Below are 21,516 nucleotides of genomic sequence, written 5' to 3' on the forward strand. Positions count from 1 at the left end.
CGCCCGCACCGCCCGGCTCCCCCGCGCCACCCGGCTCCCCGGCGCCGACGCGCTGGCCGGTGAGCAGCTCCGTCAGCACCACGCCCACGGAGTAGAGGTCCTGGCGCGGGTCCGGATCCGCTCCCCGCCGGGCCTCCGGCGCCGAGTACCCCGGCGTGTGCACGACCTCGGTCGTCCGGGTCAGCCGCGGCTCGTCCAGGCGGGCGGAGATCCCGAAGTCCGACAGCCGCAGCACGGGTGCGCCCACCCCGGTCGCCTCGAGCAGCAGGTTGGACGGCTTCACGTCGCGGTGCACGATCCCGGCCGCATGTACGGCAGCCAGCGCGTCGAGCAGCTGCCCGCCCAGGGTCGCCGTCCACCAGTCACCGAGCGGGCCGTGGTCGGCGAGCAGCACGGCGACCGACCCGCCGGCGACGATCGGCATGACGAACAGGACGCGGCCGTCGTCGGCCCACCAGCTGGACGGGGTGAGGACGTGCGGGTGGTCGACCCGGGTGGAGGACTCGCGGACGAACCGCAGCAGCGCGGCGCCGTCTGACTGGCGTTGCAGCTTGGCCGCGCGGAAGACCCGTTCGCGCAGGTCCCACACCCGCCAGACGTCACCCATGCCGCCGCGGCCGAGCACGTCGACCAGCTCGTAGCGGCCCGCGAACACCTCACCCATGACGGCTCAGCTCTGCTGCGTCTCCGCCCGGTCGCCGGACCAGTCGGTGTGGAAGACGCCGTCGCGGTCGACCCGGTGGTAGGTGTGTGCGCCGAAGAAGTCGCGCTGGCCCTGGGTCAGCGCGGCCGGCAGCCGCGGCGCCCGGAGCGCGTCGTAGTACGCCAGCGCGGTCGCGAAGCCGGGCGCCGGGATCCCCAGCCGCGCCGCCGTCGCGACCACCGTCCGCCAGCCGTTCTGCGCCGCGCCCAGCTCCGCCGCGAACTGCTCGTCGGCGAGGAGGCTGGGCAGCGCCGGATCCTTCGCGTACGCCGCGGTGATCCGATCCAGGAACGCCGCCCGGATGATGCAGCCGCCGCGCCAGATGCCGGCGATCGCGCCGAGGTCCAGCGTCCAGTCGTACTCCTCCCCCGCGGCCTGCAGCTGGTGGAAGCCCTGCGTATACGACACCACCTTCGACGCGTACAGCGCCTGCTCGACCTGGTCGGCGAAGAGCGCCGCCTCGTCGGCCGGCAGCGCCACCGGAGCCGGCCCGGCCAGTCCGCGCCCGACGGCGCGCTGGCCGGCGTGTCCGGACAGCGACCGGGCGAACACCGCCTCGGCGATCCCGTTGACCGGGACGCCCAGGTCCAGCGCGATCTGCACGGTCCAGCGCCCGGTGCCCTTCTGCTCGGCCTGGTCAAGGACGACGTCGACGAACGGCTGGCCGGTGGCGGCGTCGATGTGCGCGAGCACCTCGGCGGTGATCTCGATCAGGTAGGAGTCCAGCCGGCCGGCGTTCCAGTCGCGGAACACCTCGGCGATCCGGGCCGGGTCGTAGCCGGCGCCCTGGCGGAGCAGGTCGTACGCCTCGGCGATGAGCTGCATGTCGGCGTACTCGATGCCGTTGTGCACCATCTTGACGAAATGCCCGGCGCCGTCCGCGCCGATGTGCGTGCAGCACGGCGACCCGTCGTCGGCCTTGGCGGAGATGGTCTCCAGCATCGGGCCGAGCGAGGCGTACGACTCCTCCGAACCGCCGGGCATGATGCTCGGGCCGTTCAGCGCGCCCTCCTCGCCACCGGAGATGCCGGTGCCGACGAAGTGCAGCCCGCGCTCGCGCAGCGCCGCCTCACGCCGGCGGGTGTCGGCGAAGTGCGCGTTGCCGCCGTCGATGATCATGTCGCCGGGCTCCAGCAGCGGCGCGAACTCGTCGATGACGGCGTCGGTCGGCGCGCCCGCCTTCACCATGACGACCAGCCGGCGCGGCCGCTCCAGCGCGGCGACGAACTCCTCGGCGGTCTCGGCGGGGACGAACGTCCCCTCGTGGCCGAACTGCTCGACGAGGTCGCGGGTCCGGCTGGCCGTGCGGTTGTGCACTGCGACGGCGTACCCGTGCCGCGCGAAGTTGCGGGCGAGGTTGCGGCCCATGACCGCGAGCCCGGTGACGCCGATCTGTGCCGTTCCAGCCATCAGTGCCTGCTCCCGTCGCGCCTGCCCGAGTTCCGGCGGCGGCCGCCGCCGGACCCCAGTATGCCGAGCCGGCGCCGGCCGGTCAGAACGCGACCGGATCGCGGATCAGCGGACAGGTCATGCAGTGGCCGCCGCCGCGGCCGCGGCCGAGCTCCGCGCCGACGATCGTCAGCACGTCGATGCCGGCCGCCTCCAGCGCCGCGTTGGTCTGGGTGTTGCGGTCGTAGGTGAACACGACCCCCGGCTCGACGGCGACGGCGTTGTTGCCGCTGTCCCACTGCTGCCGCTCCGACGCGTAGACGTCGCCGCCGGTCTCGACGACGCGCAGCCGGTCCAGGCCGAGGGCCGCCGCGACGACGTCGACCAGCCGCGCGTCGCCCTCGTCGGTGACGTCGACGCCCGGCGGCCGCTCGCTCGGGCGCAGCGTGAACACGTGCACCGCGTCGACGATGCGCGGGAAGACGGTGACGAGGTCGCGGTCGGCGAAGGTGAAGACGGTGTCCAGGTGCATCGCCGCCCGCAGCTTGGGCATGCCAGCGATAATGACGCGCTCGGCGGCGCCCTGCGCGAAGAGGGCGGCCGCGACCTGCGTGATCGCGTGCCGGGAGGTCCGCTCGCTCATGCCCATGAGCACGGTGCCGTTGCCCACCGGCATGATGTCGCCGCCCTCGAACGTCGCCCGGCCCCAGTCGCGCTCCGGGTCGCCCCACCAGACCGTCGAGCCCGCGTAGCCGGGGTGGAACGTGTAGATCGCCTTGTAGAGCAGCGTCTCGTCGTGCCGGGCCGGCCAGTACAGCGGGTTCATCGTCAGCCCGCCGTAGAGCCAGCAGGTCGTGTCGCGCGTGTACAGGGTGTTCGGCAGCGGCGGCAGCAGATAGTCGCGGGCGCCGACGGACTCACGCGCCAGCGCGCCGTACCCGGGCACCTGGCCGTCCGGCAGGTCGCTCACGGCCAGCCCGCCGATGAGGAACTCCGCCAGCGCGGCCGGCTCCAGCGACTCGAGGAACTCGCGGGTGGCGTCGACGAAGCCGAGCCCGACCTGGTCGGCGGTCACCTTGCGGTCCAGCAGCCACGACCGGGCGTCGGCGTTCTCCATCGTCTGCGCCAGCAGGTCGTGCAGCTCGACGACCTCGACGCCGCGGCCGCGCAGCTGGTCGACGAAGTCCCGGTGGTCGCGCTGCGCGGACTCCACCCACAGGACGTCGTCGAAGAGCAGGTCGTCGGAGTTGGTCGGCGTCAGTCGCTCGTGCGCGAGGCCGGGCCGGCAGACCAGCACCTTGCGCAGCCGTCCCACCTCCGAGTGGACGCCGTGTGCGGTGCCGTCGGTCATGGCGGAGTCCTTTCAGAGAGTGATCCAGCCCTGGACGAGGGCGACGACGCCGGCCACCGCGCCGGCGAGAGAGACGGCCAGGATGACCAGCTCGCCGGCGCTGAACGGTGCCCGGCCCTGCTCACGGCGGGCCAGCACGAACAGGACGGTGGCCGGCGCGTAGACGATGAACGAGACGAGCAGGTACTTCAGCCCGGCGGCGTACAGCAGGAACGCCGTGTACAGGGTGGCGATGGCGCCGATGACGATCTCGCGCCGCACTCCCCCGGGCCAGGCGGCGTCCATGCCGAGCGCCAGCTTCAGCGCGTAGCCGGCGGCGAGCAGGAACGGGATCAGCGTCAGCGCGCTGGTGAGGTTCAGCGCGAAGTTGAACGCGTTCTCGGAGAACGCCGTCGCGATCAGCACCGCCTGGACCAGGACGGTCGTCAGCAGCAGCGCCGGGCCGGGGACGTCGGCGCCGGTCTTGCGGCCGAGGAACCGGGGCATGTCGTGGTCGGCGGCCGCGACGAACAGTACCTCGGCCGCCATCAGCGTCCACGCGAGGTAGGCGCCGAGGACGGACACGATCAGCCCGACGCTGACGAACACCTCGCCCCACTGCCCCACCGCCGCCTCGAGGACGGCGGCCATCGACGGCTGCCGCAGCTCGGCCAGCTCGTCGCTGGGCAGGATGCCGTACGACACGATGGTGACCGACGCGAAGATGCTCAGCACCATCGCGAAGCCCAGCAGCGTCGCCCGTCCGACGTCCTGGCGCCGGCGGGCGTGGCGGGAGTACACGCTGGCGCCCTCGACGCCGAGGAACACGAACACGGTCACCAGCATCGTGCCCCTGACCTGCTCGTACATCGATCCCAGTCCACCGCCGCTCCAGTTGTCGGCGAACACCTGCGGATCGAGGTAGAACACGGCGAGGATGACGAAGACGACGATCGGGATGACCTTGGCCACGGTGACGACGCGGTTGATCGCCGTCGCCTCCTGCACGCCCCGCCGGATCAGCAGGTAGAACGTCCACAGCCCGACGCTGCTGAGCACGACGGCCAGCGCGGTGTCGCCGTCGCCCAGTGCCGGGGCGATCGCGCCCACCGTCGACATGATGAGCACCCAGTAGGTCACGTTGCCGACGCAGGCGCTGGCCCAGTACCCGAACGCGGAGAAGAAGCCGAGGTACTCGCCGAAGCCGGCCTTCGCGTACGCGTACACCCCGGCGTCGAGGTCGGGCCGCCGCATGGCCAGCGTCTGGAAGACGAAGGCCAGCATGAGCATGCCGCTGCCGGCGACCGCCCAGGCGACCAGCGCGCCGGCCACCCCGGTCTCGCTGCCGAACCGCTGGGGCAGCGAGAAGACCCCGGCGCCCACCATCGAGCCGACCACCATGGCCGTGAGGGTCGCCAGCGTCACCTTCTGTGCGGACTGTGCCACCGATGTCTCGGCCATCTCCGCCCCCGCCGAAGATCGCGCAATACCCGAACTGGCACACTAACGCACCCTCAGCGGGCGGATCGGGCGTTTCGCGAGACTGGCCCCCGAGTGACAATGCAGCGTGTCACTCGGGTGACATGCGGCGTTCGAGATAGCGCTCGATGCCGTCGAGAACCAGCTCCAGCCCGAACGCGAAGTCGTCGCCCAGCCACTCGTCGTCGGGCTCGGCATAGCTCGCGAAGCCGTCCTGGGTGACGATGCGGGCCAGCGTGGGGTGCTCGGCCGGGTTCACGAACGTCGTGAGCATGCGCCCGTAGGCCTGGTCCCAGGCCGCCTGTGGCGTGCCGGTACGCGCCTCGACGTCGGCCAGCGTGCTGGCCAGCTGCGCGTGGCCGCGCACGTAGCCGCTGAGCGCGACCAGGATTCCGAGCATCTCTCCCCCGCTGAGCCCGGTCTCGTCCAGCGCCTCGAGCGCCTGCTCCATGCGCTTGATCTGGTTCGGCCCCATCGGTGGGCTGTTGAGCGGGACGTCCAGCGCCCACCGCCGGTGCCGGTAGACGTCAACGGTCCGGGTGGCCCACCAGCGCAGCTTCTCGCGCCATCCAGTCAGCCCGTCCGGCGCCTCGGGCACCTCAGAGGCGTGCTCGACCATCAGCTCCAGCAGGTCGGTCTTGCTCGGCACGTACCGGTACAGCGACATCGTCGTGTAGCCCAGCTCGTCGGCGACCCGGCGCATGGAGACCGCCGCCACCCCTTCCGCGTCGGCGATCGCGATGCCGGCGTCGACGATCTGCCGCACCGACAGCGCGGGCTTGGGCCCCCGGGTCGGCGCCGGCTGGACGTCCCACAGCAGCTCGAGCGTGCGGTTCGGATCGGCCTGACGCTGGTCGGTGGCCATGCTCCCCCTCCGGAGTCGATCGCTTGACGCTCATCCTAGAACTGTGTACAACATAAACCAAGTGCTATACGCCATAAACAGTTTAAGGAGGGTGGCCGTGACCACCAACGACGCGACGATCGTCGCCGAAGGGCTGCGCAAGCGGTACGGCAGCAGCTACGCACTGGACGGACTGGACCTGACGGTCGGCCGCGGGGTCGTGCACGGGCTGCTCGGCCCGAACGGCGCCGGCAAGACCACCGCCGTCCGCATCCTGGCCACGCTGCTGAGCTTCGACGGGGGCAGCGCCCGGGTCGCGGGGCACGACGTCGTCACCGAGGCCGACGACGTGCGCCGCCGCATCGGCTTGACCGGCCAGTACGCCGCGGTCGACGAGACACTGTCGGGCCGGCAGAACCTGGTGATGTTCGGCCGGCTGTACCACCTGAGTGCGCGGCAGGCCAAGCGCCGGGCCGACGACCTGCTGGAACAGTTCGACCTCACCGCCGCCGCCGACCGGTCCGGGCGCACGTACTCCGGCGGCATGCGGCGCCGCCTCGACCTCGCGGCCAGCCTCATCCTGGCGCCGGAGGTGCTGTTCCTGGACGAGCCGACGACCGGCCTGGACCCGCGCAGCCGCAACGACATGTGGGACGCCATCCGGTCGCTGGTCGCCGGCGGCACGACGGTGCTGCTCACCACCCAGTACCTGGAGGAGGCCGACCAGCTGGCCGGCCGGATCTCCGTCATCGACACCGGCCGCGTCGTCGCCGAGGGCACCGCCGACGAGCTGAAGGCCCGCATCGGCGGCGACCGCATCGAGGTCGTCGTCCACGACGTCGCCCAGCTCGGCGCGGCGGCCGCCGTCGTCGCCCGGGTCGGCACCGCGGAACCGGAGACCGACGCCGACACCCGCCGGGTCAGCGCACCGGTCGCCGACCGGATGGCCGCGCTCACCGAGGTCGTCCGCGAGCTGCAGGCCGCCGGCGTCGCCGCCGAGGACGTCGGCCTGCGCCGGCCCACGCTCGACGAAGCCTTCCTGCACCTCACCGGCCACCAGGCCGCAATCCCTGAGGAGACCGCCGCATGAGCACGGCTCTGCAACGACCCCCGGCCCTGACCACTCCCCCGCCGGCCCGCACGCCGGCGGCCCGGCTGCGCTGGACCGCCGCCGATGCCTGGGTGATGACGAAGCGCAACCTGGCGCACGTCGTCCGGGCGCCGGAGGAGGTGGTCATCTACTTCACCCTGCCGATCATGTTCGTGCTGGTCTTCGGCTACGTGTTCGGCAGCGGGATGGCGCTGCCCGGCGGCGGGGACTACCGCGAGTTCCTACTGCCCGGCGTGTTCGCGATGACGATGCTGTACGGCCTGGGCGCCACGGCCACCGGCGTCGCGTTCGACGTCGACCGCGGTGTCGTCGACCGGTTCCGGTCCATGCCGATGGCCCGGTCCGCGCTGGTCGTCGGGCGCAGCGCCGCCGACCTCGTCCGCGCCGTGCTGGAGCTGACGACGCTGGTGGTCTGCGGGCTGCTGGTCGGCTGGCAGTGGCGCAACGGGATCGGCGACGCACTGGCAGCCGTCGGGCTGATCCTGCTACTGCGCCTGGCCATCACCTGGATCGGCATCTACCTCGGCCTGGTCGTGCCGAACCCGGACACCGTCGGCGTCATCGTCTTCCCGGCCGCGTTCCCGCTGACCGCGCCGTCCAACGTGTTCGTCGCGCCGGAGCTGATGCCGGGCTGGCTGGGCGCGGTGTCGGAGTGGAACCCGCTGTCCTCGACGGTGGCCACGACGCGTGAGCTGTTTGGCAACCCCGGCTTCGGCGGCGACTCGTGGGCGGCACAGCACAGCCTGCTGCTCGCGATCGGCTGGCCGCTGGTGCTGATGGCGATCTTCGTGCCGCTGTCGATCCGGCAGTACCAGAAGCTCAGCCGCTGATCCCGTTGCCCTCGGCCGCCGGTGGGAGCACGCTGGATGATGACGGGTTCGGGTCCGGTCGAGGAGGTCGAGGACCGTGCGCGCACACGACGGCGACCGTCTGGTGGTCGAGGGAACGAAGGTCGGCTCGCCCCGGCGCGAGGGCGAGGTGCTCGAAGCACACGGCCCGGACGGCGGCCCGCCGTTCCTGGTCCGCTGGTCCGACGGCGCCCAGGGCCTGTTCTACCCCGGCACCGACGCCCACATCGAGCCCGCCGACTGATCGCCCAGCGCGCCTCCCCTGCCGAGCCCACGTCGCTCCTGGAGTGATGCCGGCATCCAACGAGGTGGAGTCACGTGTGACACGAGTGACGTGTCATTACCTGAGTCGCATTGCTCCCGGTTAGTCTGCAATCCCACGACTCTCCGGGAGCCGCCACAGATGCCAGGACGCCACGCCTCGCACCGCCCGGCCGCGCCGTCGCCCTGGTTGCGCCGGCTCGGCCTGTCGGTCATGGCCGTCGCCCTCATCGGCGCCGCCGGTCTCGGTGTCGCGTCGGTCCTCGACGACGGCGGCGGCGGCTGCGACGGGCCGCTGCCGGTCACCGTCGCAGCCGACCCGACGATCGCCCCGGTGCTGACCGGTCTGGCCCAGACCTACGCCGACACCGACCCCCGTCAGGGCGACCAGTGCGTCGAGGTCTCCGTCACCGCGACCAGCGCGGCCTCGGCCGTCCCCTCCTTCGGCACCGACCAGGCGCCGGATCTGTGGATCCCGAAGACGCGCGCGCTCGGGCCGGCCGTCGAGGAGGGCCTGACCGAGCCGCTGGCGAACGTCGCGCTGTCGCCGCTGGTCGTGGTGATGCCGCAGGAGGCCGCGGCGGCCGCCGGCGGCGAGGAGGCGCAGATCTCCTGGTCGGCGCTGGTGCAGGGCGAGGGTCAGGCGGTCATCGCCGACCCGGCCGCGAACGAGGAGGGCCTGGCCACGCTGCTGGCCGTCCGCACCGCGCTGGGCGAGCAGGTCGAGCCCGACCAGCTGGTCGAGGTGATGACGCGGGTGTCGCAGGCCGCCGTCGCGACCGTCGACGACGCGTTCGCGGCGGCCGCGGAGTCGCCGGCGGCGTTCACCGCGACCGAGCAGTCCGTCGTCGCGCACAACCGCAACGCCGGGAGCACGCGGCTGGCCGCGCTCTACCCCGCCGAGGGCACGTTCGGATTCGACTACCCGGCGCTGGCCGTCTCCGCCGTCGAGGACGACGACGACGCGCGGGCGGCGGCCGAGGCGTTCGTCACGTACCTCGGGTCCGACGAGGCGCAGGAGACGATCCGGCGGGCCGGCTTCCGCAGCCCCGACGGCGCCGCCGACAGCGACGCCGGCGTCGTCGACGGCATCCGCCCGGCCATGCCCGAGCTGCTCCCCGCCCCCGACCCGGAGCAGGTCGCCGAGCTGTCCCGGCAGTGGGCGGCGCTCGCACTGGACATGCGGATGCTCGCCGTCATCGACGTCTCCGGGTCGATGAACGAGCAGGTCGACGGCGGTGCCACCCGCATGGAGCTGACCCGTGACGCCGCCCTGGAGGCGCTGCAGCTGTTCCCGCCGGACGCGTCGGTCGGGCTGTGGGCGTTCTCGATCCTGCAGGACCCGCCGAACGACTACGTCCAGCTGGTCGACGTCGGCCCGATGGACGAGGAGCTCGAGGACGGCACGACCCGCGGGCAGGCGCTCGTCGCCGCCGTCGAGTCGCTGCCGGACCGGGCCGAGGGCGGCACCGGCCTCTACGACACCGCGCTGGCCGCGTTCCAGTCGATGCGCAGCAGCTACCAGGCCGGCATGGTCAACTCGGTGGTGCTGCTGACCGACGGCCGCAACGAGGACGACCCGGACGGCATCGACCTGGAGACGCTGCTCACCCAGCTCACCGCGCAGTTCGACCCGGCCGCGCCGGTACCGGTCATCACCATCGGGATGGGCCCGGAGGCCGACATGGAGGCGCTGCAGCAGATCTCCGCCGCCACCGGCACGACGGCTTACCACGCGGAGGATCCCAGCGACATCCAGAGCGTGTTCATCCAGGCCATGATCGAACGCCAGTGCCGTCCGAACTGCTGATGTCGATAGGCGCGCCTGTCCGGTTTCTGCCGCCGCAAACTCTATGATCATGGGTCGACGGCGGCCGGAGGGAGGTGGCACCGGTGAACAACTTGTCCTGGCCGGCCACCATCCTCATCGGCATCATGGTGGGGCTGATCGCGGTCGCGGCGGACAACCGCGACACCGATCGCGACGACCCGACGGCGAGCCCGTCGGCGTCGGCCTCGCCCTCCGCCGGCGCTGACTCCGGCTCCGGCGGCTCCGGCTCCGGCGGTTCGGGCTCCGGGGACTCCGATGGTGAGTCCGGCGGTGACTCCGACGGGGACACGAACCCGGACACCGGCGGCGACCCCGAGGAGTACACCGTCACGCTCACCTTCGACGACGGCCCGCACCCCGTCTACACGCCGCAGGTGCTTCAGCTGCTGGAGGAGCACGACGCGATCGCGGTGTTCTGCATGGTCGGCCGCGCGGCACGCGAGCACCCCGAGCTCGTCCGCCAGGTCGTCGACGCCGGTCACGCACTGTGCAACCACACCGACACGCACGACGAGAAGCTGTCCGAGCGGACCCGGGAGCAGATCGAGCGGCAGATCACCGAGACCGACGAGGCGCTCGACGACGCCGTCGGCGGCGACACCGAGGTGCGCTGGTTCCGCCAGCCCGGCACGTACGTGCAGCCGCAGATCGAGGGCGTCATCGACGACCTGGGCCTGGAGCCGCTGGACTGGACCGTCGACCCGCGCGACTGGTCCCGGCCCGGTACCGTTCCGATCGTGCAGTCGGTGCTGAGCCGGCTGGAGCCGGGGTCGGTGATCCTGCTGCACGACGGCGGCGGCGACCGGTCGCAGACGGTCGCGGCGCTGGACCAGATCCTCACCGGCCTCGACGCGGCCGGCTACCGCTACGTCCTGCCGGGAGACTCATGACCCGCCCGTACGCCGTCGTCGACATCGACGGTGTCCTCGCCGACGTCCAGCACCGCCTGCACCACCTGAAGCGGCGGCCGAAGGACTGGGCCGGCTTCTTCGGCGCGATGGGCGACGACACGCCGTACCCGGAGGGCATCGAGCTGGTGACGCTGCTGGCGCACGAGCACGAGGTGGTCTACCTCAGCGGCCGGCCGGAGCGCACCCGCGCCGTCACGCAGAGGTGGCTCGCCGCGAACGGCGCACCGGCCGGCACCATCATGCTCCGCCCCGACGACGACCGGCGCCCGGCCCGGCTGTTCAAGATCGGTGTGCTGCGCCGGCTGGCCGGTCAGCGCGACGTCGCCATGCTCGTCGACGACGACCCGGCCGTCTGCACCGCCGCGCGGGCCGCCGGGTTCACCGTCTACGAGGCCGAGTGGGGCCGCCCCGACCCAACCCTGTTCAGCGCCCAGGAAGCCGACGGCCGCACGTAGCCCATGGCCCCATGATCATCAACCTTTTGGGTCGTCAGAACGACACCAAAGGTTGATGATCATGGGAGCAGGAGGGACTTGCCGGCGGTGGCGCGGGCCTCCAGCGCCGTGTGTGCGTCGGCGGCCCGGTCCAGCGGGTGGGTCGCGGCGATGACGGGGCGGAGGCGGTCGGTGGCAGCGTGCGCGAGCGCCTCGGCCAGCAGCTCCCGCGTCGCGGCCCGGTCCAGCCGCGTGGCCAGCGCGTTCGTCACCTCGACGCGCCGTTGGGCGGCGAGCTCGGGGTCGATCGCCGTGAACCCGCCGCCGGCGGTGCCGTAGGTGACGAACCGGCCGCCGCGGCCGACGGTGTCGAAGACGGCCGAGCCGAGCGGCCCGCCGGCGCCGTCGAACGCGACGTCGACGCCGTCGCCGCCGGTGGCCGCGCGGACCCGGTGCTGCCAGCCGTCCTCGCCGTAGTCGACGGTGACGTCGGCGCCCAGCTCGCGGGCCAGTGCCAGCTTCCGCTCGCCGCGGGCGGCCGCGACGACCCGGGCGCCGGCCGACGTCGCCAGCTGGACCAGCAGCGAGCCCGCTCCCCCGGCGGCGGCCGCGACCAGCACCGTGTCGCCGGCCGCGACCGGCGCCTCGCGGAGCAGGCTGAGCGCCGTCACGCCGTCGTGGAGCAGCGCGGCCGCCTCGGTCCAGCCGACGCTGCCGGGCAGCTCGACCAGTTCATCGATGTCCGCGACCATCCGGGCCGCGTAGCCGCCGGAGCCGCGGGCCAGCACCCGGCGGCCCACCCAGCCGGCGTCGACGCCCGGTCCGGTCGCGACGACGGTGCCCGCTCCCCCGCCGCCGGGCACGTACGGCGGTTTCACCGGGAAGTACTCGCCGCCCCAACCGCCGCGCAGCAGCGTGTCCAGATAGATGACGTCGGCCGCCGCCAGCGCGACGACGACCTGTCCCGGCCCGGCGACCGGGTCCGGCACCTCGCGCGCGACCAGGACCTCCGGGCCGCCGAACTCCCGTACCTCGATGGCATGCATGGACCGCAGTCTCCTACCTCAACCAGACTTGAGGTCAAGAGAGCAGGAGCGCCGCCAGCGTGCCGAGCAGCATCGGCGGCCCGAACGGCAGGCTCGTCCGCCGGCCCGCCCGCCCTGCCGCCAGCAGCACGATGCCGATCACGCCGCCGGCGAGGAACGCCAGGAACACCCCGGACGCGACCGTCGCCCAGCCCGACCAGCCGAGGAGCAGGCCCAGCGACGCGGACAGCTTCACGTCGCCGAGTCCCAGGTCGGCCGGACGGAGCAACGCCAGCAGCAGATAGAACGCCAGGCACGCCGCGGCGGCCGCCCAGGCCCGTCCGTAGGCGCCCCAGTCGCCGGTGATCGCGGCCGCGACCGTGAGCCACGCGCCGGCCGCGCCGAGCGCCGTCAGCGTCAGCCAGTCCGGCAGCAGCTGCGTGCGCAGATCGATGTAGGCCATGGCGACGCCGAGCAGCCCGACCACCAGGTACGCCGGAAGGTCCTCCGGCGCGTTCGCCGCGCCGTCGCGGGCCAGCGCCAGCAGCGCCCACACTGCCGCCGTCACTGCCGCCAGCAGCCCGGCCAGCCGCGGCGCCGCGGCCAGCTCACGGTACGGCACCGGCGACGGCGGCCGGCCGCCCTCGACCAGCTCCGGCGAGACGACGGCGGGATCGGGCGCGCGGTCCGGGATCCGGGCGATGAGCTGGGGCAGCAGGGCGCCGGCGACCAGGCCGGCCGCGGCCAGCGCGAGCACCAGGGTCACGCGCGGGCGCCGATCGCCGCGAGCGCCGCCGAGCGCAGCAGGTCCGCCGGGACGTCGGCACCGGTCATCAGCCGCAGCTGGCCGGCCGCCTGGTGCGCCAGCAGGTCCAGCCCGCCGGCCACGACTCCCCCGGCCGCCCGCCAGGCCGCCGCGACCGGCGTCGGCCACGGATCGTAGACGACGTCGAACAGCACCCGGCCGGCGACGGGCGCAGCGCCGACCACCAGGGCGGGCACGAGCGGATCCAGCGCGCCGGACGGCGCCGTCGACACCGTGACCCCGGCGTCGGCGCAGGCCGGCAGTACGGCCCAGGGCGCCGGCTCGGCCGGATGGCCCAGCGCGGCCGCCACGGCGAGCGCCGACGCAGCCCGGGCCGAGGACCGGACGTGCACGTGCACCGGGCCGCTCTCCAGGAACGCCAGCGCCGCCAGCACGCTGGCCGCCGTCGCCCCGCCGCCCCACAGGCACACCGGAGCACCCACCGGCGCGCCCGCCTCGCGCAGCGTCGCGACCACGCCCGGCACGTCGGTGTTGTCCGCGTCCCAGCCACCGTCGGCCCGGCGGACCAGCGTGTTCGCCGCGCCGACCGTCTGCGCGACGTCGGACGCCGTGGTCGCGACGTCCAGCGCGACCCGCTTGAGCGGCATCGTCAGCGACAGTCCACGCCACTCCGGCCCGAGCCCCGCGACGAACCCGGCGAGCGACGCCTCGTCGACCTCGTGCGCGGTGTACTCCCAGTCCAGCCCGAGGTGCCGGTACGCGGCGCGGTGGATGACCGGCGACAGCGAGTGCGCGATCGGCGAGCCGAGCACCGCGCAGCGGGTCAGCACAGGTCGCTCTCCCGGCAGTACGCGTCGAGCAGCTCCTCGTTGGCTCGCTGGTCCTCCGCGGTGACCCCGAACGCGGTCTCACCGGTCTCCAGGTTCACCGCGACGAAGTAGCAGTTCCCCTCACTCGTGGGGTTGAGCGCGGCGGACAGCGCCGCCTCGCCCGGCGACGCGATCGGGCCCGGCGGCAGGCCGGACACCCGGTACGTGTTGTACGGCGAGTCGACCTGGCGCTGCTCCGGGGTCGTGTAGACGCTGGAGTAGTCGTCGACCGCGTAGTGAACCGTGGAGTCCATCTGCAGCCGTCCCTCGGGCACGCCGTTGGCGGTGCAGGCGCCGGTCAGCCGGTTGTAGATGACCTCGGCGACGCGCGGCATGTCCTCCTCGCGGCTGACCTCGCGCTGCACGATGCTGGCGACGGTGACGATCTGGCGCGGCGTGTAGCCGAGCGCGTCGGCCCGGGCGACGAGGTCGAGCTCGGTCGCGACCTCGTCGAACTGGGCCAGCATGTTGGCGACCAGCGTCGGCGCGGTGACGTCGCCACCGAGGCCGTACGAGGACGGGAAGAGGAAGCCCTCGGCGTCGCCCTCGGCGTACTCCGGCAGCGTCGCGCCGTCGACGGCGGCCTGCACGTCCTCGACGGGGAAGCCGGACACCTCGGCGAGCCGGTCGACGGTCTGTCGGACGCGCAGCCCCTCGGCCAGCGACACCCGCGCGCCGCCCTCGCCGGAGACCAGCGCGGCGACGGCGTCGGCGGCGCTCATCTCGCTGCGCAGCACGTAGTTGCCCGGCTGGATGGTGCGGGACTCGGGGTTCTGGTCGGCGGCGGCGATGAACGCCTCCTGGCTGGCGACCACGCCGGCCTCGACCAGCGTCGCGCCCATGGCCCGCAGTGTGGCGCCGTCCTCGATGGTGACGGGGACTTCGCCGGTGCCCGGGCCCGGGAAGTCCTCGGGCTCGCCGAACGCGCCGTCGATGGCGCTCAGCACGGCGGTGCCGCCGTAGTAGATGCCGCCCAGGACGGCGCCGATCACGGCGAGCGAGGCCAGCACCGCCACGAAGGAACCGAACCGGCTGCGCTTGCGTCGACGACGCCGCTGACGCCGGGGGCGGATGACCTCTTCCTCCTCCGACGTGTACAGGTCACTCATTCGTCACCGTCAGCACCTCTCCAGGCGGCTCGCCGGCCCGACGCTCCGCGTCCAGCGCGTCCTGCAGGATCACCATCGCCGCGGCCTGGTCGACGGCCGCGCGTCCCGCCCGCGCGGATACGCCACTGGCTCGCATCCCGCGCGCGGCGACGGTCGTGCTCAGCCGCTCGTCCACGAGCCGCACCGGGCATGGTGTCACAAAACGGGCCAAATCTGTACCAAACGCTCTGGCGTGCGCGGCCGCCGCGTGCTCCTTGCCATCGAGACTACGCGGTAATCCGAGCACGATCTCGATCGCGTCGTACTCGAGCGCGAGCTCGCGGATCCGCCGCAGGTCGCCCTTCCCGCGGCGGACGGTCTCGACCGGTGTGGCGATCAGCCCGTCGCGGTCGCACGAGGCGACCCCGATGCGGACCGTTCCGACATCGACCCCGAGTCTGACACCACGGCGCACTAGCGCGTCACGGCCTCACCGATCGCGTGCTCGACCTGCGTCAACGCCTCGCCGATCTGGCTCGCGTCGGTGCCGCCGCCCTGGGCGACGTCGTCCTTGCCGCCGCCGCCACCGCCGAGGATCTGCGCGGCGACGCGGACCAGCGCGCCGGCCTTGACGCCCCACTCGCGCCCGGGCTCGTTGACGGCGATGACGACGCTGGGCCGCCCACTCTCGCCCACGCCGGCGACGATGACCACGGCCGGCTTGTCGTTGCCGAGCCGGCCGCGGACGTCCAGCGCCAGCGAGCGCAGCTCGTCGGCGGCCGTGCCCTCCGGCGCGGTGTGCGCCACGAACGCGACGCCGTAGACGTCGCGCGCCGACGCCGCCAGCTCGGCCGCCCGCGCGCCGAGCTGCGACGACCGGGCCTTGGCCAGCTCCTTCTCGGCGTCGCGGACCTGCGCGACCAGCCGCTCGATCCGCTCCGGCAGCTGGTCGGGCTGCTGCACCTTGAGCAGGTCGACCAGCTGGTTGACCAGCGTCCGCTCCTTCGCCAGGTGCCGGAAGCCCTCGATGCCGACGAACGCCTCGACCCGGCGGGTGCCGGCGCCGACCGAGCTCTCCCCCGTCAGCGTGACCAGGCCGACCTGCGAGGAGTGGTGCACGTGCGTGCCACCGCACAGCTCGCGCGACCACGCGCCGCCCATCTCGACGACGCGCACCTCCTCGTCGTACGTCTCGCCGAACAGCGCCAGCGCGCCGAGCTCGCGGGCGCGCTCCAGCGGCATGTACGTGGCCGACACGGGGTGGTCGCGGCGGATCGCGAGGTTCGCGACCTCCTCGACCTCGCTGCGGGTCGGCCCACCGAGCGCCTGCCCCCAGGCGAAGTCCAGGCGCAGGTAGCCGGGCTTGTTGTAGGAGCCGCTCTGCAGCGCCTGCGGGCCGAGCACCTGGCGCAGCGCCGCGTGCACGATGTGGGTGCCGGAGTGCGCCTGGCAGGCGCCGACGCGCCACTCCTGGTCGACCTTGGCGTGGACGTCCTGGCCGCTGATGACCTCGCCCTTGAGCACCTTGACCTGGTGCACGATCAGGCCCTTGACCGGACGCTGGACGTCGAGGACCTCCAGCTCGAACCCGTCGCCGGTGATGACGCCGGCGTCGCTGTCCTGGCCGCCGGACTCGGCGTAGAACGGCGTGCGGTCCAGCACGACCTCGAGCGTCTCGCCCTCGCTGGCGCCCGGCACCGCGACGCCGTCGAGCAGCAGGCCACGGACCCGGCTGTCGGTTTCGAGCTCGTCGTAGCCGGTGAACGGGGTCGGTCCGGCGTCGCGCAGCTGCCGGTACGCGCTGGTGTCGGCGCCGCCGGTCTTCTTCGCCTTCGCGTCGGCCCTGGCCCGCTCGCGCTGCTCGGTCATCAGCCGGCGGAAGTGCCCCTCGTCGACCTTCAGGCCCTGCTCCGAGGCCATCTCCAGCGTCAGGTCGATCGGGAAGCCGTAGGTGTCGTGCAGCTTGAACGCGGTGTCGCCGGGCAGCGCGAACTCACCGGCCCGCTTGGCCTCGTCGGCCGCGAGGTCGAAGATCTGCGTGCCGGTCTGCAGGGTGCGGCGGAACGCCTCCTCCTCGGCGTATGCGACGGAGGAGATGCGGGTGAAGTCGGCCTCCAGCTCCGGGTAGGCCGCCTTCATGCAGTCCTTCGAGACCGGCAGCAGCTCCGGGATCGACGGGTCCTCGACGCCGAGCAGCCGCATCGCCCGGACGCTGCGGCGCAGCAGCCGGCGCAGCACGTAGCCGCGGCCCTCGTTGGACGGGGTGACGCCGTCGCCGATCAGCATCAGCGAGCTGCGGACGTGGTCGGCGACCACCCGCATGCGCACGTCGTCCTCGTGGTTGGCGCCGTACCGCTTGCCGGACAGGTCGGCCGCCCGCTGCAGCGTCGGGCGGACCTGGTCGATCTCGTACAGGTTGTCGACGCCCTGCAGCAGGTACGCGACGCGCTCCAGGCCCATGCCGGTGTCGATGTTCTTCGACGGCAGGTCGCCGACGACGGTGAAGTCGTCCTTCGCCTTGACGTCGGTGATCTGCTCCTGCATGAAGACCAGGTTCCAGATCTCCAGGAACCGGTCCTCGTCGACGACCGGGCCGCCGTCGGGCCCGTGCTGCGAGCCGCGGTCGACGTAGATCTCGCTGCAGGGGCCACCCGGGCCGGGCTGGCCGGTGTGCCAGTAGTTGTCGAGCAGGCCGCGGCGCTGGATCCGCTCGTCGGGCAGGCCGGCGACCTTCTTCCAGAGCTCGGCGGCCTCGTCGTCGTCGTGGAAGACGGTGACCCAGATCTTGTCCGCGTCGAAGCCGTAGCCGCCGTCGTCGCGGGACTTCGTGATGAGGTCCCAGGCGAAGCCGATGGCCCCTTCCTTGAAGTAGTCGCCGAAGGAGAAGTTGCCGTTCATCTGGAAGAACGTGCCGTGCCGGGTGGTCTTGCCGACCTCGTCGATGTCGCCGGTCCGGATGCACTTCTGCACGCTGGTGGCCCGCGGCCACGGCGGCGTCTGCTGCCCCGTCAGGTACGGGATGAACGGCACCATGCCCGCCACCGTGAACAGCAGCGACGGGTCGGGAGAGATCAGCGAGGCGCTGGGGACGACGGCGTGGCCGTTCTTCTCGAAGTGCTCGAGGAACCGGCGCCGGATCTCGGCGGTCTCCATGGTCAGAACGTGCCTCTCGAGTGCGGGTTGAACAGGTCGTCGACGGCGTCGAGATCGGGCTGGGCGCGCTGGGCGCCGCTGCCGTCGGGTGCGATGCCCAGGGCGTAGCGCAGCTCGGCGTCGCGCTCGGCCATGCCGGCGCGGACCTCGTCGGTGAACTCGCGGACGGCGTCGCCGACGCTGCGCAGTCCGCCGGCGACGCGGTCGGCCGCGCCCTCCGGCGTCAGGCTCTCCGCCGCCTTCGTCAGCTTGCGGACCACGAGCACGCCGGCGGTCGCGCCGAGCGCGATCCAGAACAGCTTGCCCATCATCGGCTCCCGAACCGCCGGCGCCGGCCGCCCGCGGCGCCGTCGCGGCGGGCGGCGATGGCCCGGCGGACGCCGTAGGTGAACGCCGCCGTGCGCACCAGCGGGCCGCCCAGCGTCGCCGCGAACAGCGACGACATGGCGGCCACGTTGGTGGTGACGGCCTGCGCGTTCGACGTGATCGCGTCGATCCGCTGCAGCTGGGCGTTGGTCGACGCCAGCAGCTGGTTGGTCTCGTCGACCGTGACCGCGGTCTTCGCGACGTGCTCCTGGCGCAGATCGCGTACGACGAGCGTGAACTCGTCGACGGTGCGGCCCAGCTTGAGTATCGGCACGGCGAGGAAGCCGACCAGCGCCACCAGGGCGGCGGCGGCCAGCAACCCGGCGATCTCGCCTACGGACATGGGTGGAGCTGCCTCTCTTCGGAAGGTCGTCTCAAGCGTCTGACCCTACCGCGCCGGATCACCCCGCGCGGTCACGACCAGGAGACGGCTGCTGCCCTGAGTCCACCCATGTCATTCAGGGTAGGCGACCGGGCCGCAGCCCGGCCAACGCCTTTCGCAGTGCCTTCTCGCGGGCCGCCGGGGTGCGCGACTTCATCAGCGCAAGCAGGATCGTGTACCGCGCGGTCTTCGTCAGCGCGTCGAAGGCGGCCCGTGCCTCTGGGTCGGCGTCGAGAGCCGCTGCGAGGTCCTCGGGGACGGTGGCCGTGGCCTGGGAGGCGTAGGCGGCGGCCCAGCGGCCGTCCGCCCTGGCGGCCTCGACCTGGGCCAGGCCGCCGGGGCGCATGCGGCCGGCCGCCGTCAGCTCCTCCACCAATGCGACGTTCACCGCGGACCACGAGCTGCCCTTGCGCCGCGGCGAGTAGCGCTGCAGGAAGTGCGTGTCGTCGCCGCGGCGGCGGACGCCGTCGATCCAGCCGTGGCAGAGCGCGACCTCCAGGGCCTCGCGGATCGTCAGGCCGGGGCTGCCCTTCCGGGCGATCCGCAGGACGACGCCGTCGCTGGTGTCGTGGTGCGCGGCCAGCCAGGAGTCCCAGCCGGCCGCGTCCACGAACGTGAGCGGTTCGCTCATGCCCCCGTCCCGTCCGCCAGCGCCTTCCAGTGCGGGTTGTACATGAGGCCGAGCAGGTTCCCGAACGGGTCGACGACGGAGGCGTTGGCGAAGCCCGCGGTGCGGTCGGTCCGCGGCTGGTGGACGGTCGCGCCCTGCTCGACCAGCTTCGCCAGCGTGCCGTCGAGGTCGTCGACGTGCCAGTTCATGATGGCGCCGCCGGGGGTCTGCGGCGTCGTCGGGTCGGCCGGCGACCGCCAGGCGCCGTTGATGATGCCGAACTCGTCCTGGTGGTCGCCGATGCGCCACTCGTAGTAGCCGACCGTCCCCGACGCCGGGTCGACGGCCTCGAAGTACGGCTCCACGCCGAGCACGCCGGTGTACCAGGCGCGGGCGGCGGCCATGTCGTCGGCGTAGAAGTTCAGAGTGCAGAAGCCGCGCAGTTCGACGCTCATCGATCTCTCCCTTGTGTCTTTCGATTCTTGCTGGTGAGAACGACACTACGGACGGTTGTGGAACGTACGGTTCCTCAATTCGTGCGAGACTCGCATTCATGTTGGATACGTCGGTACGACTGCTGCGGCTGCTGTCGTTGCTGCAGGTCAGACGGGAGTGGTCGGGCGCTGAGCTGGCGTCGCGGCTGGAGGTGACGACGCGGACGGTCCGCAACGACATCGAGCGGCTGCGGATCATGGGCTACGAGGTCGAGTCGTTCACCGGCCCGGCCGGCGGCTACCGGCTCGGCGCCGGGTCCTCGCTGCCGCCGCTGCTCCTGGACGACGACGAGGCGGTCGCGGTGGCGCTGGGGTTGCGTGCGGCCGCGGCGGGCTCGATCACGGGGATCGAGGAGACGTCGCTGCGGGCGCTGGCCAAGCTGGAGCGGACGCTGCCGTCGCGGCTGCGGCATCGCATCGACGCCCTTCGATCCGCGACGGCGTCCGCGCCCGGTGTGGGCGGGCGGGTGGATGCCGGCGTGCTGACGGCGGTCGCGGCGGCGGTGCACGGGCACGAGCAGCTGCGGTTCGACTACGTGGGCCACGACGGCTCGTCGTCGGCACGGCGGACCGAGCCGCATCAGCTCGTGTACACGGGCCGGCGCTGGTACCTGCTGGCCTGGGACCTCGACCGGGACGACTGGCGCACGTTCCGGGCCGACCGGCTGCGTCCGAAGATCCCGACCGGCCCCCGGTTCGCCCCGCGCCCTCCACCCGGCGGCGACGCGGTGGCGCACGTGCTGCGCGGCGTCGGGTCGCAGGCCTACCGGGAGCAGGCCCGGGTCCGGCTGTCCGCGCCGATCGACGTGGTCCGCGACAAGATCACCGCGATGGGCGGGCTGGTGACCGAACTGGACGACGGCAGCTGCCTCCTGCAGACCGGCGGCGACTCGTGGCACGACCTCGCCGGGTATCTCGGCAGCCTGGGGGTGCCGTTCGAGGTGCTGGACCCGCCGGAGCTGCGGGACCACCTGCGGTCGCTGGCGCAGCGCTACCTCGCCGCCGCCGGCTGACCACCCCTGCTGATCAGGACTCCGCGGCCGGCGTGAAATCGATCGAACACGGACAACGGAAGCGATGCGGAGTCCGAGTTGTGGGAGTAGCCCGACGGATTGTGGAACCGCACCACGTCGTCGTCGACCGCATAGACCAGGACGAGATGTCCTCCCCGCTGCGGATCACGGGTGTCCGGGTCGCGGATCTCAGCGGACACCGAGGCGATCAGCACCTGCCCGGGCCGCACCTCGCGAGCCGACAGCCGGATCGGCGTGCGCTCGACCAGCTGACAGCCGAACCCGAACTGTGAGCCGATCCAGGCCATGAACGGCCGGTAGAGCAGTCCTTGGACCCGTCCCGACGGCTCCACCACGTAGCAGCCCCACTCGAGGGCCTGCGCCAGAAGCTCCCGCATCGGCAGCCGGACGTCGGTCCAGCCGTGCAGCAGCGACTGCAGGCACGCCAGACCGCAGACCCTGCGGGACCAGAACAGGTACTCCTCCCGCGAGAGGTAGCCGTCGCGGGCCCAGTCGTCGAGGCTGGTTGGATCGGTGTGCGGCGGCGTGACCTCCAGCCCCGACGGAGCCGTGCGACGCATGACGACCTCGTCGTTCAGTTCCAGGCGC

23 protein-coding genes are annotated in these 21,516 nt (G+C 72.8%); 7 read left to right on the forward strand and 16 right to left on the reverse strand.

Translation table 11 applies throughout. From position 1 onward, the window contains the following. From C1I92_RS14595 to C1I92_RS14615, 5 genes are all read right to left on the reverse strand, one after another. Positions 1 to 664, reverse strand: a 664-nt coding sequence (locus C1I92_RS14595; RefSeq protein WP_146605144.1) for a serine/threonine-protein kinase, incomplete at its 3' end; no start/stop codon positions are given. 6 nt (positions 665 to 670) lie between these two features. Continuing rightward, positions 671 to 2,113 carry an NADP-dependent phosphogluconate dehydrogenase gene (gene gnd, locus C1I92_RS14600; RefSeq protein ID WP_111255388.1) on the reverse strand — a complete coding sequence of 481 codons (1,443 nt, stop codon included), beginning with the start codon at positions 2,111 to 2,113 and terminating at the stop codon, positions 671 to 673. An 82-nt stretch (positions 2,114 to 2,195) separates the two neighbouring features. Further along, positions 2,196 to 3,443 (reverse strand): arginine deiminase, encoded by a 1,248-nt coding sequence (locus C1I92_RS14605; protein ID WP_111255389.1) that lies wholly within the window; start codon positions 3,441 to 3,443, stop codon positions 2,196 to 2,198. Positions 3,444 to 3,455: 12 nt separating this feature from the next. After that, positions 3,456 to 4,883, reverse strand: a complete 1,428-nt coding sequence (locus C1I92_RS14610) for a basic amino acid/polyamine antiporter (protein WP_111255390.1) — start codon at positions 4,881 to 4,883, stop codon at positions 3,456 to 3,458. A gap of 109 nt (positions 4,884 to 4,992) precedes the next feature. After that, complete coding sequence (locus tag C1I92_RS14615) at positions 4,993 to 5,766, reverse strand: TetR/AcrR family transcriptional regulator (protein ID WP_111255391.1); 774 nt, start codon at positions 5,764 to 5,766, stop codon at positions 4,993 to 4,995. Between the two features lie 97 nt (positions 5,767 to 5,863). Here C1I92_RS14615 and C1I92_RS14620 point away from each other — a divergent pair, with 97 nt between their 5' ends. The 6 genes from C1I92_RS14620 (at position 5,864) to C1I92_RS14645 (ending at position 11,162) form a co-directional block, all read left to right on the forward strand. Continuing rightward, positions 5,864 to 6,835 (forward strand): ATP-binding cassette domain-containing protein, encoded by a 972-nt coding sequence (locus C1I92_RS14620; RefSeq protein WP_199521237.1) that lies wholly within the window; start codon positions 5,864 to 5,866, stop codon positions 6,833 to 6,835. Further along, the gene (locus C1I92_RS14625; protein WP_199521238.1) at positions 6,832 to 7,686 is read left to right on the forward strand and encodes an ABC transporter permease; all 855 of its coding nucleotides are present in this window, start codon (positions 6,832 to 6,834) and stop codon (positions 7,684 to 7,686) included. Before C1I92_RS14620 ends, C1I92_RS14625 begins: the two co-directional genes overlap by 4 nt. Positions 7,687 to 7,762: 76 nt before the next feature. Continuing rightward, complete coding sequence (locus C1I92_RS14630) at positions 7,763 to 7,948, forward strand: DUF1918 domain-containing protein (protein ID WP_111255394.1); 186 nt, start codon at positions 7,763 to 7,765, stop codon at positions 7,946 to 7,948. Between the two features lie 159 nt (positions 7,949 to 8,107). After that, positions 8,108 to 9,775, forward strand: coding sequence for a substrate-binding domain-containing protein (locus C1I92_RS14635; RefSeq protein ID WP_111255395.1), 1,668 nt, complete (start codon positions 8,108 to 8,110; stop codon positions 9,773 to 9,775). 83 nt (positions 9,776 to 9,858) lie between these two features. After that, positions 9,859 to 10,686: a polysaccharide deacetylase family protein gene (locus tag C1I92_RS14640; protein WP_146605145.1), complete on the forward strand. Its 828-nt coding sequence runs from the start codon at positions 9,859 to 9,861 to the stop codon at positions 10,684 to 10,686. Beyond that, positions 10,683 to 11,162, forward strand: a complete 480-nt coding sequence (locus C1I92_RS14645) for a phosphatase domain-containing protein (RefSeq protein WP_111255397.1) — start codon at positions 10,683 to 10,685, stop codon at positions 11,160 to 11,162. Before C1I92_RS14640 ends, C1I92_RS14645 begins: the two co-directional genes overlap by 4 nt. Positions 11,163 to 11,221: 59 nt before the next feature. Here C1I92_RS14645 and C1I92_RS14650 read toward each other — a convergent pair whose 3' ends face one another. From C1I92_RS14650 to C1I92_RS14695, 10 genes are all read right to left on the reverse strand, one after another. Continuing rightward, positions 11,222 to 12,187, reverse strand: coding sequence for a zinc-binding dehydrogenase (locus C1I92_RS14650; RefSeq protein ID WP_111255398.1), 966 nt, complete (start codon positions 12,185 to 12,187; stop codon positions 11,222 to 11,224). Positions 12,188 to 12,221: 34 nt separating this feature from the next. Beyond that, a complete protein-coding gene (locus C1I92_RS14655; protein WP_111255399.1) occupies positions 12,222 to 12,932 on the reverse strand; it encodes a prepilin peptidase in 711 nt (236 codons plus the stop codon). Further along, on the reverse strand, positions 12,929 to 13,762 hold the full coding sequence (locus C1I92_RS14660) for a shikimate dehydrogenase (RefSeq protein ID WP_111255400.1): 834 nt from the start codon (positions 13,760 to 13,762) through the stop codon (positions 12,929 to 12,931). The genes C1I92_RS14655 and C1I92_RS14660 overlap by 4 nt, the downstream gene beginning before the upstream one ends. After that, the gene (gene mltG, locus C1I92_RS14665; protein ID WP_111255401.1) at positions 13,756 to 14,910 is read right to left on the reverse strand and encodes an endolytic transglycosylase MltG; all 1,155 of its coding nucleotides are present in this window, start codon (positions 14,908 to 14,910) and stop codon (positions 13,756 to 13,758) included. Before mltG ends, C1I92_RS14660 begins: the two co-directional genes overlap by 7 nt. Next, entirely contained in the window at positions 14,903 to 15,364 is a 462-nt protein-coding gene (gene ruvX, locus C1I92_RS14670) for a Holliday junction resolvase RuvX (RefSeq protein WP_111255402.1), read from the reverse strand. The genes mltG and ruvX overlap by 8 nt, the downstream gene beginning before the upstream one ends. After that, complete coding sequence (alaS, locus tag C1I92_RS14675; protein ID WP_111255403.1) at positions 15,364 to 18,042, reverse strand: alanine--tRNA ligase; 2,679 nt, start codon at positions 18,040 to 18,042, stop codon at positions 15,364 to 15,366. The genes ruvX and alaS overlap by 1 nt, the downstream gene beginning before the upstream one ends. Positions 18,043 to 18,044: 2 nt before the next feature. Next, positions 18,045 to 18,350 carry a DUF6167 family protein gene (locus C1I92_RS14680; RefSeq protein ID WP_199521239.1) on the reverse strand — a complete coding sequence of 102 codons (306 nt, stop codon included), beginning with the start codon at positions 18,348 to 18,350 and terminating at the stop codon, positions 18,045 to 18,047. Then, entirely contained in the window at positions 18,350 to 18,751 is a 402-nt protein-coding gene (locus C1I92_RS14685) for a DUF948 domain-containing protein (protein ID WP_111255404.1), read from the reverse strand. Before C1I92_RS14685 ends, C1I92_RS14680 begins: the two co-directional genes overlap by 1 nt. Positions 18,752 to 18,866: 115 nt before the next feature. Further along, positions 18,867 to 19,421: a YdeI/OmpD-associated family protein gene (locus C1I92_RS14690; RefSeq protein WP_111255405.1), complete on the reverse strand. Its 555-nt coding sequence runs from the start codon at positions 19,419 to 19,421 to the stop codon at positions 18,867 to 18,869. Continuing rightward, the gene (locus C1I92_RS14695) at positions 19,418 to 19,855 is read right to left on the reverse strand and encodes a VOC family protein (protein WP_111255406.1); all 438 of its coding nucleotides are present in this window, start codon (positions 19,853 to 19,855) and stop codon (positions 19,418 to 19,420) included. The genes C1I92_RS14690 and C1I92_RS14695 overlap by 4 nt, the downstream gene beginning before the upstream one ends. A gap of 98 nt (positions 19,856 to 19,953) precedes the next feature. Here C1I92_RS14695 and C1I92_RS14700 point away from each other — a divergent pair, with 98 nt between their 5' ends. Next, complete coding sequence (locus C1I92_RS14700; RefSeq protein WP_111255407.1) at positions 19,954 to 20,907, forward strand: helix-turn-helix transcriptional regulator; 954 nt, start codon at positions 19,954 to 19,956, stop codon at positions 20,905 to 20,907. Here C1I92_RS14700 and C1I92_RS14705 read toward each other — a convergent pair. Further along, positions 20,886 to 21,488 (reverse strand): hypothetical protein, encoded by a 603-nt coding sequence (locus tag C1I92_RS14705; protein ID WP_111255408.1) that lies wholly within the window; start codon positions 21,486 to 21,488, stop codon positions 20,886 to 20,888. The two genes, C1I92_RS14700 and C1I92_RS14705, sit on opposite strands and share 22 nt — an antisense overlap. Positions 21,489 to 21,516 lie beyond the last annotated feature (28 nt).

Source organism: Jiangella anatolica, from assembly GCF_003236295.1.
GTDB lineage: Bacteria > Actinomycetota > Actinomycetes > Jiangellales > Jiangellaceae > Jiangella > Jiangella anatolica.

Bases quoted from the DNA above. Each gene is read 5' to 3' on its own strand.
- C1I92_RS14645 (WP_111255397.1), top strand. From the start codon at position 10,683: ATGACCCGCCCGTACGCCGTCGTCGACATCGACGGTGTCCTCGCCGAC.
- C1I92_RS14610 (WP_111255390.1), bottom strand. From the start codon at position 4,883: ATGGCCGAGACATCGGTGGCACAGTCCGCACAGAAGGTGACGCTGGCG.
- alaS (WP_111255403.1), bottom strand. From the start codon at position 18,042: ATGGAGACCGCCGAGATCCGGCGCCGGTTCCTCGAGCACTTCGAGAAG.
- C1I92_RS14625 (WP_199521238.1), top strand. From the start codon at position 6,832: ATGAGCACGGCTCTGCAACGACCCCCGGCCCTGACCACTCCCCCGCCG.
- mltG (WP_111255401.1), bottom strand. From the start codon at position 14,910: ATGAGTGACCTGTACACGTCGGAGGAGGAAGAGGTCATCCGCCCCCGG.
- C1I92_RS14705 (WP_111255408.1), bottom strand. From the start codon at position 21,488: ATGCGTCGCACGGCTCCGTCGGGGCTGGAGGTCACGCCGCCGCACACC.
- C1I92_RS14695 (WP_111255406.1), bottom strand. From the start codon at position 19,855: ATGAGCGTCGAACTGCGCGGCTTCTGCACTCTGAACTTCTACGCCGAC.
- gnd (WP_111255388.1), bottom strand. From the start codon at position 2,113: ATGGCTGGAACGGCACAGATCGGCGTCACCGGGCTCGCGGTCATGGGC.
- C1I92_RS14615 (WP_111255391.1), bottom strand. From the start codon at position 5,766: ATGGCCACCGACCAGCGTCAGGCCGATCCGAACCGCACGCTCGAGCTG.
- C1I92_RS14690 (WP_111255405.1), bottom strand. From the start codon at position 19,421: ATGAGCGAACCGCTCACGTTCGTGGACGCGGCCGGCTGGGACTCCTGG.
- C1I92_RS14635 (WP_111255395.1), top strand. From the start codon at position 8,108: ATGCCAGGACGCCACGCCTCGCACCGCCCGGCCGCGCCGTCGCCCTGG.
- C1I92_RS14650 (WP_111255398.1), bottom strand. From the start codon at position 12,187: ATGCATGCCATCGAGGTACGGGAGTTCGGCGGCCCGGAGGTCCTGGTC.
- C1I92_RS14700 (WP_111255407.1), top strand. From the start codon at position 19,954: ATGTTGGATACGTCGGTACGACTGCTGCGGCTGCTGTCGTTGCTGCAG.
- C1I92_RS14680 (WP_199521239.1), bottom strand. From the start codon at position 18,350: ATGGGCAAGCTGTTCTGGATCGCGCTCGGCGCGACCGCCGGCGTGCTC.
- C1I92_RS14685 (WP_111255404.1), bottom strand. From the start codon at position 18,751: ATGTCCGTAGGCGAGATCGCCGGGTTGCTGGCCGCCGCCGCCCTGGTG.
- C1I92_RS14605 (WP_111255389.1), bottom strand. From the start codon at position 3,443: ATGACCGACGGCACCGCACACGGCGTCCACTCGGAGGTGGGACGGCTG.